The 16,480-nt window shown below is 34.2% G+C and carries 10 protein-coding genes and 2 rRNA genes; 5 read left to right on the forward strand and 7 right to left on the reverse strand.

All coding sequences use genetic code 11. The features are described 5' to 3' along the window. The 3 genes from IWX80_RS07880 to pafA all read left to right on the forward strand — a co-directional run. Window positions 1–88 (forward strand): 23S ribosomal RNA (locus tag IWX80_RS07880); the annotation flags it as partial. Between the two features lie 149 nt (window positions 89–237). Continuing rightward, window positions 238–347: ribosomal RNA gene (gene rrf, locus IWX80_RS07885) — 5S ribosomal RNA — on the forward strand. A 409-nt stretch (window positions 348–756) separates the two neighbouring features. Further along, window positions 757–2,373 (forward strand): alkaline phosphatase PafA, encoded by a 1,617-nt coding sequence (gene pafA / locus IWX80_RS07890; protein ID WP_196852963.1) that lies wholly within the window; start codon window positions 757–759, stop codon window positions 2,371–2,373. An 80-nt stretch (window positions 2,374–2,453) separates the two neighbouring features. On the opposite strand, the gene IWX80_RS07895 is transcribed toward pafA, so the two are convergent. The 4 genes from IWX80_RS07895 to gltB all read right to left on the reverse strand — a co-directional run bounded on the left by IWX80_RS07895 (window position 2,454) and on the right by gltB (window position 11,390). Continuing rightward, window positions 2,454–3,869, reverse strand: a complete 1,416-nt coding sequence (locus tag IWX80_RS07895; protein ID WP_196852964.1) for an alkaline phosphatase — start codon at window positions 3,867–3,869, stop codon at window positions 2,454–2,456. Window positions 3,870–4,024: 155 nt separating this feature from the next. Then, on the reverse strand, window positions 4,025–5,245 hold the full coding sequence (gene lysA / locus IWX80_RS07900) for a diaminopimelate decarboxylase (protein ID WP_196852965.1): 1,221 nt from the start codon (window positions 5,243–5,245) through the stop codon (window positions 4,025–4,027). Between the two features lie 170 nt (window positions 5,246–5,415). Continuing rightward, window positions 5,416–6,870: a glutamate synthase subunit beta gene (locus IWX80_RS07905; RefSeq protein WP_196852966.1), complete on the reverse strand. Its 1,455-nt coding sequence runs from the start codon at window positions 6,868–6,870 to the stop codon at window positions 5,416–5,418. Between the two features lie 2 nt (window positions 6,871–6,872). Continuing rightward, window positions 6,873–11,390: a glutamate synthase large subunit gene (gene gltB, locus IWX80_RS07910; RefSeq protein ID WP_196852967.1), complete on the reverse strand. Its 4,518-nt coding sequence runs from the start codon at window positions 11,388–11,390 to the stop codon at window positions 6,873–6,875. 407 nt (window positions 11,391–11,797) lie between these two features. Between gltB and sucC the strand changes: the two genes are divergently transcribed. Together sucC and IWX80_RS07920 are read left to right on the forward strand one after the other, a co-directional pair. Next, window positions 11,798–12,991: an ADP-forming succinate--CoA ligase subunit beta gene (sucC, locus tag IWX80_RS07915; protein WP_091166566.1), complete on the forward strand. Its 1,194-nt coding sequence runs from the start codon at window positions 11,798–11,800 to the stop codon at window positions 12,989–12,991. Window positions 12,992–13,153: 162 nt separating this feature from the next. Beyond that, window positions 13,154–14,722: a protein adenylyltransferase SelO gene (locus IWX80_RS07920; RefSeq protein ID WP_196853276.1), complete on the forward strand. Its 1,569-nt coding sequence runs from the start codon at window positions 13,154–13,156 to the stop codon at window positions 14,720–14,722. Window positions 14,723–14,753: 31 nt separating this feature from the next. Here the strand turns inward: IWX80_RS07920 and IWX80_RS07925 are convergent, their stop codons facing one another. The 3 genes from IWX80_RS07925 to IWX80_RS07935 all read right to left on the reverse strand — a co-directional run bounded on the left by IWX80_RS07925 (window position 14,754) and on the right by IWX80_RS07935 (window position 16,480). Beyond that, window positions 14,754–15,275 carry a hypothetical protein gene (locus IWX80_RS07925; protein ID WP_196852968.1) on the reverse strand — a complete coding sequence of 174 codons (522 nt, stop codon included), beginning with the start codon at window positions 15,273–15,275 and terminating at the stop codon, window positions 14,754–14,756. 78 nt (window positions 15,276–15,353) lie between these two features. Next, window positions 15,354–16,010: an oxidoreductase gene (locus IWX80_RS07930; RefSeq protein WP_196852969.1), complete on the reverse strand. Its 657-nt coding sequence runs from the start codon at window positions 16,008–16,010 to the stop codon at window positions 15,354–15,356. A gap of 2 nt (window positions 16,011–16,012) precedes the next feature. Next, the gene (locus IWX80_RS07935) at window positions 16,013–16,480 is read right to left on the reverse strand and encodes a DUF1456 family protein (RefSeq protein ID WP_196853277.1); all 468 of its coding nucleotides are present in this window, start codon (window positions 16,478–16,480) and stop codon (window positions 16,013–16,015) included.

The following is a 16,480-nucleotide window of genomic DNA, read 5'->3' on the forward strand; positions in this document are numbered from 1 at the left end:
CGTGGGAGATGACCACGTTGATAGGCTATAGATGTAAAGGCAGTAATGTCATAGTCGAGTAGTACTAATAACCCGTAAGCTTATGTACGCTTTTCCTGCCGAGCAATCGGCAGGAAGAAACTTTCTAACAAAAAAAACTTTTCTTTATCTCAGTATGTTAAGATATTATTGCAATTTTTAATTTTTAATTCAAAATTTTTAATTGCAAAATAATTGCCCAAAGCAATTATAACCTCTTAAGGTGGTTATTGCGGCGGGGCTCACCTCTTCCCATCCCGAACAGAGTAGTTAAGCCCGCCTGCGCAGATGGTACTGCAGTTATGTGGGAGAGTATGTCGTCGCCTTTCTTTAATCTGAACTAGTTTTAGATTTTATTAAATCCTCATCATTCATTTGATGAGGATTTTTTGTATTGGTAAGAAGTGATAACCATTGCCTCGGCTAGTCGCTTTTCTTTTCTGATTAGGAGTTTTTGTGTATGGTAAGAGGTTTATGGATAATTTTTAGTTTATTGAGTATTATAATTCTTCTTTTTCTAATTTCTACAAGTTTTACACTGGTATTATTTTTCTTTTTATAATATTTTCAAACAAAACCGATTTTAAATAGCTATAAAACTATCCATGCATAGCTAACTGATTTTTGCGTAACTATTTTAATACAGTTAATAATACATTAATTTATTATCCTTAAGTGTTTGTTCGGAGTTTGATTAAAGTTTAAGTTGTATTTTTGTTTTAATTATAAAAGTATAATATGAAAAGAATTATTTTGTTTTTGACATTTGTTATGTCTTTAAACTCACAAGCGCAACAACGCCCCAAATTAGTGGTTGGTATAGTGGTAGATCAAATGAAAATGGAATATTTATATCGTTTTTCAGATGATTTTTCTGAGAATGGCTTTAAAAGATTAATGAATAATGGATATACTTTTCACAATATGCATTATAATTATGTGCCTACTTACACGGCGCCCGGTCATGCAAGTATTTATACAGGAACGACTCCATCAACCCATGGAATAGTAGGAAATGATTGGTTCAATAAAGCTATTGGAAAAGATATTTATTGTACGGATGACGCATCTGTAAAAACAGTAGGTGACGGTACAGAAAAAGAGGGAGCAATGTCTCCGAAAAACTTGCTAAGTACCACCATTACCGATGAATTGCGAATGGCAACGAATTTTAAAGGTAAAGTAATTGGGATGAGTATCAAAGATCGTGGTGCAATTTTGCCGGCGGGTCATTTTGCTAATTGGGCATTTTGGTATAGCAAAACAGGATCTTTTATTTCAAGTACTTTTTATGGTTCGGCTTTACCGAATTGGGTAACGGAGTTTAACCAAGAAAAGAGATACCTGAATTATATTAATAAAGGTTGGAATTTATTGAAGCCCATAGCTACTTATAATGAAAGTCTTCCTGATGATAATCCGTATGAAGGGAAATTAGATAAAGCTAATGCTCCGGTTTTCCCATATGATTTGAGTAAAATATACAAAGATAAAGGAGCTGATGTTTTGAGAACTACACCTTTTGGGAATGATATTTTGGCAGAATTAGCTATGAAAGCTGTTGAAAAAGAAGAATTAGGGAAAGATGATATTACAGATTTTTTGACTGTTAGTTTTTCTTCCACAGATTATGTAGGACATACTTTTGGACCTCGTTCTATGGAGTTGCAGGATACTTATTTGCGTTTAGATCAAACGATAGCTCAGTTTTTAAACTATTTAGACAAGACCGTTGGAAAGGATAATTATTTACTTTTTCTAACTGCTGATCATGCCGGAGCTGAAAATCCTAATTATTTAAAAGATAATAAATACAATGTTAAAAATATTCCTTCCAAAGATATTGTTGAGGCATTAAAAAAACATTCAAACGAAACATTTGGTTCAGATTTGGTATTAGAATATTCTAACTTTAATATTTTCTTCAATAAAGAAATTATAAAACAAAAAGGTTTAGAATTAACTAAAGTAAAACAAAGTTTCAAAGAGTTTTTGATGACACAAGAACAGGTTAAAAGAGTGTATACTGAAGAGGAAATTTTAGCATCTTCTGGCGACGATTATTTTTTAAGTTTTATTTCTAAAGGTTATGATCCTAAACAAAATGGCGACATTGTAATACTTGATAAAACAGGTTATATGGAATATCAAGCTACAGGAACTACACATGGTTCACCTAATAGTTATGATACACACGTTCCGTTACTTTTTTATGGATGGCATGTTCCAAAAGGAGAATTACACACTAAAAAATACATAACTCAAATAGCACCGACGCTTTCTCAAATGTTAAAAATTCCATTTCCTAATGGAACTGAATCTGAAGTTTTGGAAACGCTTTTAGAGAAAAAATAAAGTATTTAAAGGCTTTTTAAATGAAAAAAAAACTCCTCTCTTTTTATTAAGATCGGAGTTTTTTAATTTTATGGTTGTTTCTAAAATGTATTTTCTACTTCAGCGGCCTCTAGCATTAAATAATGTAGGTCGGTGTTTTTTATGAAAGGTTTAAGTAAATCACTTCCGGGTCCGTACATGGCTAACTCACTATAATCTGCAGAATGATCCATACTGATCCAACCTACTGAATTGTGTTTCTTTTGAATGTCAGCCAGTACTTTGAAAGGTAAATGTTTTGGATTATAGAGTCCTTCCTCTAATTTTATATTTGAATAAAAATTCAAAATTTCTTTTGCCTCATCTTCTTTTAAAATAGTTTTATTAGCATATTCAATTCTTTCAATTACTTGTGATACAGATGTTTCTTGACCAATTCCATTTAAAATCCAATCGTTGGTTTGTCTGTAATTTTGGATCGAATCAAAATTTTCATTGGCATCTTTTCCATAGATAATTCCCGGATTTGCATTCCCATGATCTGTGGTGATAATAACCAAAGTGTTTTTATCTTTTTCAGCAAAATCAATAGCAACTTTTACGGCTTCATCATGAGCTACTTGATCATAAAGTAATCCAGCGATGTCATTGCCATGTGCTGCCCAGTCTACTTTTCCTGCTTCGACTTGCAAAACAAAACCATTAGGATGATCTTTCATTTTAGCAATGGCACGTTCCGTCATTTCGGCTAAAGTTGGAATGGTTCCAGTTAGTTCTTTACTGCTTTCTCTGTCTTTGGAATAGGGTAGGCCGTCGTTATAAAAAACTCCAAGTATTGGTTTGGTGTTATCACAGGCTAACATTTCACTTTTATTTTTTACAACAGAAAATCCATTTTTTGAAAATTCTTGGTACATATCACGTTTGTCTTTTCGGCTATCTGATGAGAAATAGTTATTTCCGCCACCCATCATGATATCAAACTTCAAGTCAAGATACATTTCAGCAATACTTTCCTGACTGTTTCTACTTTTTGAAGCAATACAAAAACCCGCAGGTGTGGCATGGGTGATAGGAACAGTGGTTACACATCCCGCCATTTTTCCAGCTTTTTTGAATTTTTGCCATATTGGAATGTATTCTTCTCCGTTTATGCCAACATTTAAGGAGCCATTTTTGACACGAAAACCACTTCCCCAAGAAGAACTTGCTGCAGCGGAATCTGTGATAATTGATGAAGCTGATGCCATGTCCATCAATGCTCGTGTTACTTTGTTGTCTTTATACAATTGGATCCAATTACTCCCTATACCTGTTTTTCTATTCAAATAGATGTCAGCCATATTTAGTGTACCAATGCTCATTCCGTCACTAACGATTACAATGATATTTTTTGCTTTTTTATTTTTTTTTAAAGTGTCAAAATCTAGCTCGTTCGCCTTTCCTTCAAAAGGATTTAGGAGTGTAGCACCAATAGCAAATAAAGAACCGTTCTTGAAAAATTTCCGTCTATTCATTGTTAGTTTTTTTGTAAGAAGTTCAAAAATAAAGAAACTCTTTCACTGAGTATGTTAAGGATTGATTATTTTTTGGAATAAAATAATTTTACAAAGAGATTGGTTTTTAATGTAAAAAATAATCCCATTCACGGTGGTAAATGGGATTATTTAGTTTATTTTGTTGTTACAGCTACTGGTAACGGAATTTGATTTTTAAGAATATCTTCAAAGGTTTCATGTGCTCTGATTAAATGGCCTTCACCATTCATCCATAAAACTTCGGCGGGCTTGTATCTCGAGTTATAATTGGAAGCCATGGAGAAACAATAGGCTCCTGCATTTCTAAAAGATAAAATATCACCTTCTTTTATTTCTGCAATTTTTCTGTTATTGGCAAAAGTATCGGTTTCGCAAATATATCCTACCACGGAGTAGAAACGCTCTTTCCCTTTTGGATGTGATATATTTTCGATATGATGTTGTGAACCATAAAACATTGGTCTAATTAAATGATTAAAACCACTGTCTATACCTGCGAAAACTGTTGAAGTAGTTTGTTTAACTACATTTACTTTAGCCAAAAAGAAACCTGCTTCACTTACTAAAAATTTCCCTGGTTCAAATATTAAGGTTAATTCTTTTCCGTATTCGGTACAAAAAGCATTGAATCTTTTTGATAATTTTTTACCTAATTCTTCAATGTCAGTTTCAATATCGTCTTTTTTATAAGGTACTTTAAATCCACTTCCGAAATCTAGGAATTCAAGGTTTTTGAAGTTTCTGGCGGCATCAAATAATATTTCAGCAGCATACAAAAACACTTCGATATCCAAAATATCAGAACCTGTGTGCATGTGAATACCCACAATGTTCATTTTTGTATTTTCAACAATACGAACTAAATGAGGCAATTGGTGTACCGAAATACCAAATTTACTATCAATATGACCTACAGATATATTTGCATTCCCGCCAGCCATTACGTGTGGATTTATTCGGATGCATACAGGAACATTTGGGTATTTTGTACCAAATTGCTCTAAGATGGATAAATTATCTATATTGATTTGAACTCCCATGGCTGAAACTTCTTCAATTTCTTCAAGAGAAACACCATTTGGAGTATAAAATATTTTTTCTGGTTCATAGCCTGCATGTAGTCCTAATAATACTTCTTGAATGGAAACAGTATCTAATCCTGAACCCATTTCTTTCAATAACTGAAGTATAGCAACATTCGACAAAGCCTTCATTGCATAATTGATGCGCAACTTTTCTACCTTTGAAAAAGCTTTCGTTAATCTATTGTATTGAGATTGTATTTTTTCGGCATCATAAACGTATAATGGACTGCCAAATTGTTCTGCTAATTGTACTAAGTCTTTTGATTGCATGATTATTAATTTTGAGCAAATTTATTACTCTTTATTTAGTCCCACAAGCTAATGGATGAATTCTAACAAATTCTAACAAAAAGTTATAAATTAAACATTTATTTGAAATTTTATAAAAAAAATAACCCTTGACAAATTTTTTATCAAGGGTTGTAAAATGTTATTTAGAATTACAAGTTGGGCAAATCGCCATTTCCTTTGGTAGGCAAATTGGTATAACCCATTAAGTATTTATCGACTTCTCTGGCAGCTTCACGACCTTCAGATATTGCCCATACAATTAATGATTGTCCTCTTCGCATGTCGCCCGCAGTAAAAATATGAGGAACATTCGTTTGATAATTGGTCGCTTTATAATTACTTCTCATATCAATTTCTAATCCTAATTGATCGCTTAGTGTTTTCTCAGGACCTGTAAATCCAAGTGCTAATAAAGCTAAATCACAAGGCCATATTTTTTCTGAATCTTCTTTTTCTACCAATTCAGGTCTTTGTCCCGGTGTCATTTTCCAAGCCACTTCAACAGTTTTTAAACCAACAAGTTCTCCTTTTTCATTAGAAATGAATTCTTTGGTGTTGATTAACCAGTTTCTATTACAACCTTCTTCATGAGAAGAGGAAGTTTTTAATTGCAATGGCCAAAATGGCCAAGGCGTAGTTTCACTTCTTCCAACTGGTGGTTTTGGTAAAATCTCAAAATTAGTAACCGATTTGGCTCCATGTCTGTTTGAAGTTCCCACACAATCAGAACCAGTATCTCCTCCACCAATAACAATCACATCTTTACCGGTCGCCATTATTTGATCAGGAATTTCCTCACCATATAGTGATTTTGTTTGTTGTGTCAAGAAAGTCATTGCCTGAACAACTCCCTTACTTTCTATTCCTTTAGTAGGTAAACTTCTGCGTTCTGTTGCGCCACCACATAATACGATAGAATCAAAAGCGTTCAATTCTTCAATACTATAATTTACACCAACATTTACATTGGTTTTAAAAGTAATTCCTTCGGCTTCCAGTACTTTAACACGTCTGTCTATAATCCCTTTTTCTAATTTGAAATTTGGAATTCCATAACGTAATAATCCACCAATTGCATTGTCTCTTTCAAAAACCGTAACAGAATGTCCTGCACGATTTAATTGTTGTGCAGCCGCTAAACCAGCAGGACCAGAACCTATTACAGCGACTGTTTTTCCTGTTCTAACTTCTGGTGGCTGTGGTTTGATCCAACCTTCAGCAAAGCCTCTTTCGATAATATTTTTTTCAATATTTTCGATCGCAACCGGTTCGGCAATAATTCCTAACACGCATGATTTTTCACACGGTGCTGGGCATAAACGACCAGTAAATTCAGGAAAGTTATTGGTTGATTGTAATATTTTCAAGGCACTTTCCCATTCCTCCTGATGCACCATATCATTAAAATCTGGTATCAAATTCCCTAATGGACAAGCACTGTGACAAAAAGGAATACCACAATCCATACATCTGGATCCCTGTTCTTTAATTTTATCTTTAGGTAATGTAATTGTGAATTCATTGTAATTTGAAACACGTTCTTCAGCAACTATATTACTTTCGTCAGTTCTATTATATTCTTTAAATCCTCCTATCTTTCCCATAACTATAGTGCTAGTAGTTCTTCAATTTGTTTTTCTTCGGCTAATCTTTGCAATGCTTTTTTGTAATCTGTTGGCATTACTTTGACAAAATGGCTGCGTTGGTTTTCCCAATCTTCTAAAATCCTTTTTGCTAAAGGGCTGTTGGTATACATTGAATGATTTTTTATCAAACGTCTCAGTTTAGTAAAGTCATCCTCTTCCAATGTTTCAAAAGCGACCATCTCCATATTACATAAGGTAGCGTCGAATTTTTTATTTGGATCAAAAACATAAGCGATACCACCGCTCATTCCTGCAGCAAAATTTCTTCCTGTTTTTCCTAAAACTACAACAGTTCCTCCAGTCATATATTCGCATCCATGATCTCCAATTCCTTCTACAACTGCTGTTGCTCCAGAATTTCTCACACAAAAACGTTCTCCCGCCATACCATTTATATACGCTTCACCAGTAATTGCTCCATAAAGTGCCACGTTACCAATGATGATATTTTCTTCTGGTTTAAAAGTAGCTGCAGGTGGTACTTTGATAATCAGTTTACCTCCGGAAAGCCCTTTTCCTAGATAATCATTACAGTTTCCGTGAATTTTAAATGATAAACCATTGGTTGCAAAAGCACCAAAACTTTGTCCTGCTGATCCTGTAAAATCGACTAATATAGTATCTTCGGGTAAACCTTGCGCACCATATATTTTTGAAATTTCATTACTCAATATAGCGCCAACGGAACGGTCTGTATTTTTGATGTCAAAAGTAACTCTTGTTTTTTCTTTTCTATAAATAGAAGGAATAGCCGCTTTTATAATTTCAAAATCAAGTACATGTTCTAAAGCATGGTCTTGTGTAGTCGTATTGTGATTTGGAACTTCTTTAGCTTTTTCTGGTTTGTATAAAATAGTAGATAAATCTAATCCACTTGCTTTATATTGCTTGATGGCTTTATTGACATTCAATTTTTGAGATTGTCCTACCATTTCTTTCAATGTTCTGAACCCTAATTGCGCCATGATTTCTCTCAACTCTTCAGCAATAAAATACATGAAGTTGATGATGTGTTCCGGCGTTCCTTTGAAATTTTTTCTCAATTCGGGATCTTGTGTTGCAATACCAACCGGACATGTATTCAAGTGACATGCTCTCATCATGATACAACCAGATGCTACTAAAGGAGCGGTTGCAAAACCAAATTCTTCAGCTCCAAGTAATGCAGCAATAGCTACATCACGACCAGTTTTTAATTGTCCATCACATTCTAAAACTACGCGACTTCTTAAATCATTTAAGATTAATGTTTGTTGTGCTTCGGCAAGTCCAAGTTCCCAAGGAATACCGGTGTGCTGCAGTGAAGTTAAAGGTGCAGCTCCAGTTCCTCCATCGTATCCAGAAATCAAAATCACGTCGGCTTTTGCTTTAGCAACACCGGCAGCAATTGTTCCAACACCCACTTCAGAAACTAATTTTACGTTAATCCTTGCTTCACGATTGGCATTTTTTAAATCAAAAATCAACTGAGATAAATCCTCAATAGAATAAATATCGTGGTGTGGCGGTGGTGAAATTAGTCCAACATATGGTGTTGAATTTCTAACTTCAGCAATCCAAGGCACTACTTTTTCTCCGGGTAATTGACCACCTTCTCCAGGTTTTGCACCTTGCGCCATTTTTATTTGTATCTCTTTGGCATTGGTTAAATAGTTGATAGAAACCCCAAATCTTCCAGAAGCTACTTGCTTAATAGCACTATTTCTAGAATCTCCATTTAAGTCTTTTTGGAAACGTTTTGGATCTTCTCCACCTTCTCCAGAATTACTTTTTCCGCCAATTCTGTTCATAGCAATCGCAAGATTTTCATGCGCTTCCTGACTAATGGAGCCATAAGACATGGCGCCAGTTTTGAATTTTTTTACAATCTCAGTCCAAGGTTCCACTTCGTCAATTGAAATAGGATCTAAATTATTGAATTCAAATAAACCTCTAATAGTCATCAAGTTTTCACTTTGATCATTGACCATTTTGGCATATTCTTTATAACTTTCAGGGCTATTTAGACGAACTGCTTGTTGTAATTTAGAAATCGTTGTTGGGTTAAACATGTGTTTTTCCCCATTTCTTCTCCATCGGTAAATTCCACCAATTTCTAAAGGCAGTAAACTACTGACTTTTGAATTTGGAAATGCTTTTTGATACCTTTTCTTGATTTCTTTTTCTACTTCCATCAGACCAATTCCTTCAATTCGGGAAGGAGTGTAAGGAAAATATTTAGAAGTGAAAGTTTTATTTAATCCTAAAATTTCAAAAATTTGTGCCGCTCTGTACGAATGTAACGTCGAGATACCAATTTTATTCATGATTTTCAGAATCCCTTTTGCAATAGCTTTGTTATAATTTTTGATGGCATAATCCGCTTTTACACCAGTGATAAAACCTTCGTTTACTTGGTTGTGAATTATTTCATTCACCATGTAAGGATTGATTGCGCTAGCTCCGTAACCAAATAATAAGGCAAAATGATGTGGTTCGCGAGGTTCTGCAGATTCTATTATGATTCCAAATTTAGAACGAACTTTTAGAATGTTAAGCGAATGATGAATGTAAGAACACGCCAGTAACATTGGTATTGGAGCCATTTTTTCACTCACACCTCTGTCAGAAATAATTACAATATTGCAACCTTCAGTAACTGCTTTGAAAGTCGCTTGTACGGCTCTTTCCAAAGCGCGTTCTAATCCATTTACTCCTTTTTCGATATCGTATAAAGTAGAAATAGTGACTGATTTGAAATCAGCATGATCAATGTTTCTTATTTTATCTAAATCCTCGTTTGAAATTACTGGATTTTGAATTTTTAGTTTTTTACAATGCTTAGGTACAATGTCAAAAATATTATAATCTCCACCAATCGCTAAACTGATATCCGTGATGATTTCTTCACGAATACCATCCAATGGTGGATTGGTAACTTGAGCAAACAACTGCTTGAAATAGTTGTATAAAAGCTGTGGCTGATCTGACAAAACCGCTAACGGAGTATCATTTCCCATGGAACTTAATGCTTCTGCGCCTTGAGATCCCATTGGGTTTATGATTGTTTTTAAATCCTCCAACGTGTATCCAAAGAGTCTTTGTCTTGTTTCAAAATCTATGTTTTCAACAGGAATTGGATTGTCAGTGTACGGTATTTGAGCCAATTGTACTAAATTTTCATCCAACCATTGTTTGTAAGGACGTTTGGTAACAATAGCATTTTTGATTTCGTCATCTTCAATAATTCGCCCTTCGTTCATGTCTACAAGGAACATTTTTCCGGGTTCTAAACGACCGTGTTGAATCACATCTTCTGGTTTGATGTCGAGAACACCAATTTCTGAAGACATAATTACGAAACCACTTTTAGTCAATGTATATCGTGAAGGACGTAATCCATTTCTATCCAATAAAGCACCAATAACGTTTCCATCAGTAAAAGGAATAGAAGCCGGACCATCCCAGGGCTCCATGATACAAGCGTTGTACTCGTAGAATGCTTTTTTATCGGCTGACATCGTTTGGTGTTTTTCCCAAGCTTCAGGAACGACCATCATCATGGCTTCCGGCAAAGAACGACCGGTCATTAATAACAATTCAATTACCATATCCATTGAAGCGGAATCTGATTTTCCTTCTAAAATAATTGGGAATAATTTTTTGATATCATCACCAAAAACGTCACTTTTCATCAGTTCTTCTCGAGCACGCATGCGGCTAATATTGCCACGAAGTGTATTGATTTCACCATTGTGACACATATAACGGAAAGGCTGTGCCAATTCCCAAGATGGAAATGTATTGGTAGAAAAACGTTGGTGAACCAAAGCTAATCGGGTTACCAAATCGTCATCCAATAAATCCGTATAATACCTGCTGATATCTTCCGGCATCAACAAACCTTTATATATTATAGTGGTAGTCGAGAAACTGGAAAAATAAAACATGTGACTTTCTGAAATTCTTGAATTTCGAATCGCATGTTCTGCTATTTTTCTCGCTGCAAATAATTTAGCGTTAAATTGTTGTTCTGTGAGGTCTAAACCATTTTTACCTACAAATACTTGTTTAACTGTTGGTTCTTTCTCGCCGGCTATTCGTCCTAAATTTGTTGCGTCTACCGGAACGTCTCTCCATCCTAATATTTCTAGATTTTGATCGCGTATCGAAGTTTCAAAAGTGGTTTTACAAAAAACAACTTGGTTTTTACTTTTTGGCATAAAAACCATTCCTACGGCATACTCCTTAGTTTCCGGGATATCAAATTCACAAACTTTCTTAAAAAAATCATGTGGGATATCAAATAATATTCCTGCTCCATCTCCAGTTCTGCCATCTGAACTCACAGCACCCCGGTGTTCTAATTTGATTAGAATATCCAGTGCTTTGTGTATAATATCATTTGACTTAATTCCATTTAAATTACAAATGAATCCTGCTCCGCAATTGTCGTGTTCAAATTCGGGCAAATAAAGGCCTTGTTCTTTAACTTTCATGCTTAAATTTTTTTCTACAAAATTAAAGATTTAGTAACATATAATAGGCTTAAAAGTTAAAAGCGCCTTGTTTTTACAGTTCTAACAGAAAAAGGTTAAATAAATCTCAATAATGATATTTAAACACTTCCGATTTGATTTTTCGATAAAAAGAAAATGTAAATGGGTAAAGGAAAGCACTGTTTTTGAAAGAAATACTTTGCCAATGAATTTTGCCAACTAATTATAACAAATTTGTAATTAATTTTTATATTTTTTTAAAATAGGAGAGCGTTCTGTTTTTGTTTAAAATATCTCTATTTTGACCTATATTTAATTGAAAAAAAAATAACAGTTAAGTTTAATTTTGCTATTTTTGTGGCACTTTTATTCTGAAAGAAATTCAGAAGCCAGACAAATTCTATATTATGAACATACACGAATATCAAGGAAAAGAGATTTTAGCTAGCTACGGAGTTCGCATTCAGCGCGGAATCGTTGCTAATAGCCCTGTAGAAGCTGTTGCTGCTGCAAAACAATTAACTGCCGAAACTGGTACAAGTTGGTATGTTGTAAAAGCCCAAGTTCATGCAGGTGGACGTGGAAAAGGTGGTGGAGTGAAACTTGCCAAAAATTTACAACAAGTTGAAGAGATTTCAGAGCAAATCATCGGAATGCAATTGATTACACCTCAAACTTCTGCTGAAGGTAAAAAAGTACACAAAGTTTTAATCGCTGAAGATGTATATTATCCTGGTGAAAGTGAAACTTCTGAGTTTTATGTTTCTGTTTTATTAAATAGAGCTACAGGTCGTAACATGATTATGTATTCTACTGAAGGTGGAATGGATATTGAAGAAGTTGCGGAACACACTCCTCATTTAATTTTTACTGAAGAAGTAGATCCTTCTGTTGGATTACAAGGTTTTCAAGCAAGAAGAATTGCTTTTAACTTAGGTCTTTCTGGAAATGCTTTCAAAGAAATGGTGAAATTCATCGATTCTTTATACAATGCTTATATTGGATCTGATGCTTCGATGTTTGAAATCAACCCGGTTTTAAAAACATCTGACAATAAAATTATGGCTGTAGATGCTAAAGTAAATATCGATGATAATGCTTTATACAGACAAAAGAAATATGCTGATATGCGCGACATTCGTGAGGAAAACCCAATCGAAGTGGAAGCAAAAGAAGTAGGATTAAACTATGTGGATCTTGACGGTACAGTAGGATGTATGGTGAACGGAGCTGGTTTAGCGATGGCAACCATGGATTTAATCAAGTATGCTGGTTTTGAGCCTGCTAACTTCCTTGACGTAGGTGGAACTGCTGATGCAAAACGTGTTGAAACTGCTTTCCGTATTATCTTAAAAGATCAAAACGTAAAAGCTATTTTGATTAATATTTTTGGTGGAATCGTTCGTTGTGACCGTGTGGCGCAAGGAGTTGTTGACGCTTACAAAAATATGGGTGATGCAATTAAAGTGCCAATCATTGTTCGTTTACAAGGTACAAATGCAGCTATCGCAAAAGAATTAATTGATAATTCAGGAATGCCAATTTTATCAGCTGTTGAATTCCAAGAAGCAGCGGATCAAGTAAAAGCAGCACTTTCTTAATTAGAAAAAATGTTATATATTGAAAATCCTGTTTGCTGCGGCGAACAGGATTTTTTTTTTTGAAAGAAATAGATTTTTAGATAGAACAAGTCATAATAATAATTGAAAGTGTAAAGTTTTCTGGTTTACAACGATTATCTTTGTTTTTAATGTTTTTTAGTAATTATGAAACTTCAGATACAAAATAATTTCACTGACGAATTACCTGCTGATGCCAATCAAGTTAATGTTCCAAGACAAGTTCATCAAGCTTGTTATTCATTTGTATTACCCCAAAAACCTTCAAATCCTTCCTTGATTCATGCTTCAATTGAAGTAGCTAATGCGATTGGTCTTTCTCAGGAAGATATACTTTCCGCTGATTTTTTAAATACTTTTTCAGGAAACACCATTTTTCCGCGCACAAAACCATATGCTATGCCTTATGCTGGACATCAATTTGGGAATTGGGCGGGACAATTAGGAGATGGTCGCGCCATCAATCTTACTGAAGTAGTTCATGAAAATAAGTCATACACATTACAACTGAAAGGAGCAGGGCCAACACCATATTCCAGAACAGCAGATGGGTTTGCCGTTTTGCGTTCTTCCATTCGAGAGCATTTGTGTGCTGAAGCCATGCATTATTTGGGTGTTCCTACCACACGTTCGCTTTCGCTAATGCTTTCTGGTGATCAAGTATTGCGAGATGTTTTGTATAATGGAAATCCTGCCTATGAAAAAGGCGCCATCGTTTGTAGAGTGGCTCCTTCATTTATCCGTTTTGGTAGTTTTGAATTATTTGCTTCTCGAGAAGATCATGTCAATCTCAAATTATTGACAGATTATACCATAAAGCATCATTTTCCTCATATTCAAGTTGAAGGAGTCGAAAAATATCTGGCGTTTTTTCAAGAAGTTACTCAAACAACGCTGAATATGATTGTGCACTGGCAACGCGTAGGTTTTGTTCATGGCGTTATGAATACCGATAATATGTCTATTCACGGTATCACCATTGATTACGGACCTTACGGCTGGTTGGAAGATTATAATTCCGGCTGGACGCCAAATACAACCGATAACCAACATAAAAGATACCGTTTTGGCAATCAACCTGAAATTGCGCTGTGGAATCTGTATCAATTGGCGAATGCGTTGTATCCTTTAATTCAGGAAGCGAAACCGCTGGAAACTATTTTAGATGCTTTTAGTGTGGATTATGAAAAAGAGTATTTGAATATGATGCAAAATAAGCTCGGGTTACAAATCAAAAAAGAACAAGATATTATTTTGATTCAAAGTTTGACTCAATTGCTTGAAAAGGTAGAAACGGACATGACTATTTTCTTCAGAAATTTAAGTTCTGTAACTAAAACAGATTCAGCAGAAACAGCTTTCAATTCCATAAAAGAGGCTTTTTACAATGAAAACGATTTGGATGAAACGATTTTGAAACATTGGCACGATTGGTTGGAGAAGTACAGCATTAGAATCAATGAAGAAAAACTCTCAGATACAGAAAGAAAAGAGCAGATGAATTTAGTTAATCCAAAATACGTATTGCGAAATTACATGGCACAATTGTGTATTGATGATGCGGATAAGGGAGATTATTCTTTGCTAAACGAGTTATTCGAAATGCTAAAAAAGCCGTATGACGAGCAACCAAATTTTCAAAAATGGTTTGCCAAAAGACCCGATTGGGCCAGAGATAAAGTAGGATGTTCGATGTTAAGTTGTAGCTCTTAAAGTTGGATTTAAATAGTATTGAAAAAAAAATCTATTTAACTCCTATGGCTTCATGACCTCTTAATAAAATCGTATTTTTATTTTCTAAATTTTCCTTTGTTTTACCCAAGATGTTGATAATGTCAAATTTGGTATTACTCTCTTTTAGATTATAAAATTCTTCTGAATTAGTAACTTCAACTTTTAAAATATAGTTTCGGTCTAATTTGAAAGTTTCAATATTGTCTGTAATAAATGCTCTATTTACCATATAAATGGCATCGTTACTTTTGATTTTTGTAAATTTAGATTTAATTTGTTCCAAACTTATGAAATCATATTTCCTAGGGTTTTTGGAAGTAATGTTAATTTGGCCACGATACAAAACACCATTTATTGTAGTATCCTTTTTGACAACATTTATAGATTGAATTTCATTAGGGTCGATATATTCCATTGAATTTAGCGAAAGTAAGTTTTTATCAAAAAACATGGCTGGTTCTTCAATTTTATTCTTTTGTCCAAAAAATAGTGTTGTAAAAAATAATATGGAGAAGGTTAGGAGAAATTTCATATTTGAAGGTGTAAATTCATTTTGATAAACTAAATATACAAAAAATCCTGAACTCTCATTCAGGATTTTGATATTGTATTAGTTTCCAATTTCTTGAATCACATCCGATTCATATATTTTGAAACCTGTATCGTTTTTTTGTGCAATTTTCAAAAGTGCTTTCGCTACTGTTTTACCTTCAATAGGTTTGTACTTTTTCAAGTTCCCAAGGAATAAGAAGGAAAGTGTTTTCATGAAAAACGCACCAACTTTTTCTCCGAATCTGAATTCAGTTCGGTTTCCCAAAAGAAGTGAAGGTTGCAATACAGCAACGCTTTGGAAATTACAATCTTTAAGAAAATCTTGAATTTCTCCTTTTGTTTTCAAATAGAAATTTCCAGAATTTGCATCAGCACTAAGAGAGGAAATAATCAAGTATTTTTGAACTTTATTCTGCAAAGCAAAAGCGGCAAACTGACGAGGATATTCAAAATCTACTTTTCTAAACGCTTTTTGACTTCCTGCTTTTTTGATTGTTGTACCAATCGTGCAAAAGAAATCATCACCAACGACTAATTCTTTATAGGTTTCCGGCTTGTCAAAATCAATGATGTGTTGCGTCAATTTTGGATGCTTTATTCCCGTATCTCTTTTTACGAAAGTGATTACTTTAGCGTAATGTGAACTTTCTAAAAGTAAATTCAATAATTCTGAACCTATTAAACCGGTACTGCCAATAATCAATGCCGTTTTCACAGTTATGATTTTTTATTCTTACCGAAGTTAAATTTCACTTTCTCCACAACTTGAACTTTTGGAGTTCCTTTTGAGAATTGTTTTTTGAACGGTTTTTTAGCAGCAGGTTTCGATTTTGAAGGACTTTCATCGCCTCTTGATCTTTCTTCGTCTCTTGGTTTTGCTTTGAATTCAGCTCTTTGAGAAGTTCCTTCCTTTACAGGAATTTGAGCTTTGTGTTTGGCTAAAACATCATTTGGGTTTTTTGGATTTTCTTTCGTTCCACGCAAGTGAATTACCAATGCATTTAGGAAATTGCGCAACACTTGGTCACCACATTCCATATAATTTTCATGTTTTTCATCACGGAAAAAAGCACCCAATTCTGATTTAGTGATTCTGAAATCTACTAATTCTAATATTTCAACTATTTGATCGTCACGTAACATTAAAGCTACACGAAGTTTTTTAAAGATATCGTTATTTGTCAT

Source organism: Flavobacterium sp. CAN_S2 (assembly GCF_015752255.1).
In the GTDB taxonomy this organism is placed as follows: domain Bacteria; phylum Bacteroidota; class Bacteroidia; order Flavobacteriales; family Flavobacteriaceae; genus Flavobacterium.

What these genes read in the sequence shown, in the direction of transcription:
- pafA (WP_196852963.1), top strand. Translation starts at nt 757, where the DNA reads ATGAAAAGAATTATTTTGTTTTTGACATTTGTTATGTCTTTAAACTCA.
- IWX80_RS07895 (WP_196852964.1), bottom strand. Translation starts at nt 3,869, where the DNA reads ATGAATAGACGGAAATTTTTCAAGAACGGTTCTTTATTTGCTATTGGT.
- lysA (WP_196852965.1), bottom strand. Translation starts at nt 5,245, where the DNA reads ATGCAATCAAAAGACTTAGTACAATTAGCAGAACAATTTGGCAGTCCA.
- IWX80_RS07905 (WP_196852966.1), bottom strand. Translation starts at nt 6,870, where the DNA reads ATGGGAAAGATAGGAGGATTTAAAGAATATAATAGAACTGACGAAAGT.
- gltB (WP_196852967.1), bottom strand. Translation starts at nt 11,390, where the DNA reads ATGAAAGTTAAAGAACAAGGCCTTTATTTGCCCGAATTTGAACACGAC.
- sucC (WP_091166566.1), top strand. Translation starts at nt 11,798, where the DNA reads ATGAACATACACGAATATCAAGGAAAAGAGATTTTAGCTAGCTACGGA.
- IWX80_RS07925 (WP_196852968.1), bottom strand. Translation starts at nt 15,275, where the DNA reads ATGAAATTTCTCCTAACCTTCTCCATATTATTTTTTACAACACTATTT.
- IWX80_RS07935 (WP_196853277.1), bottom strand. Translation starts at nt 16,480, where the DNA reads ATGACAAATAACGATATCTTTAAAAAACTTCGTGTAGCTTTAATGTTA.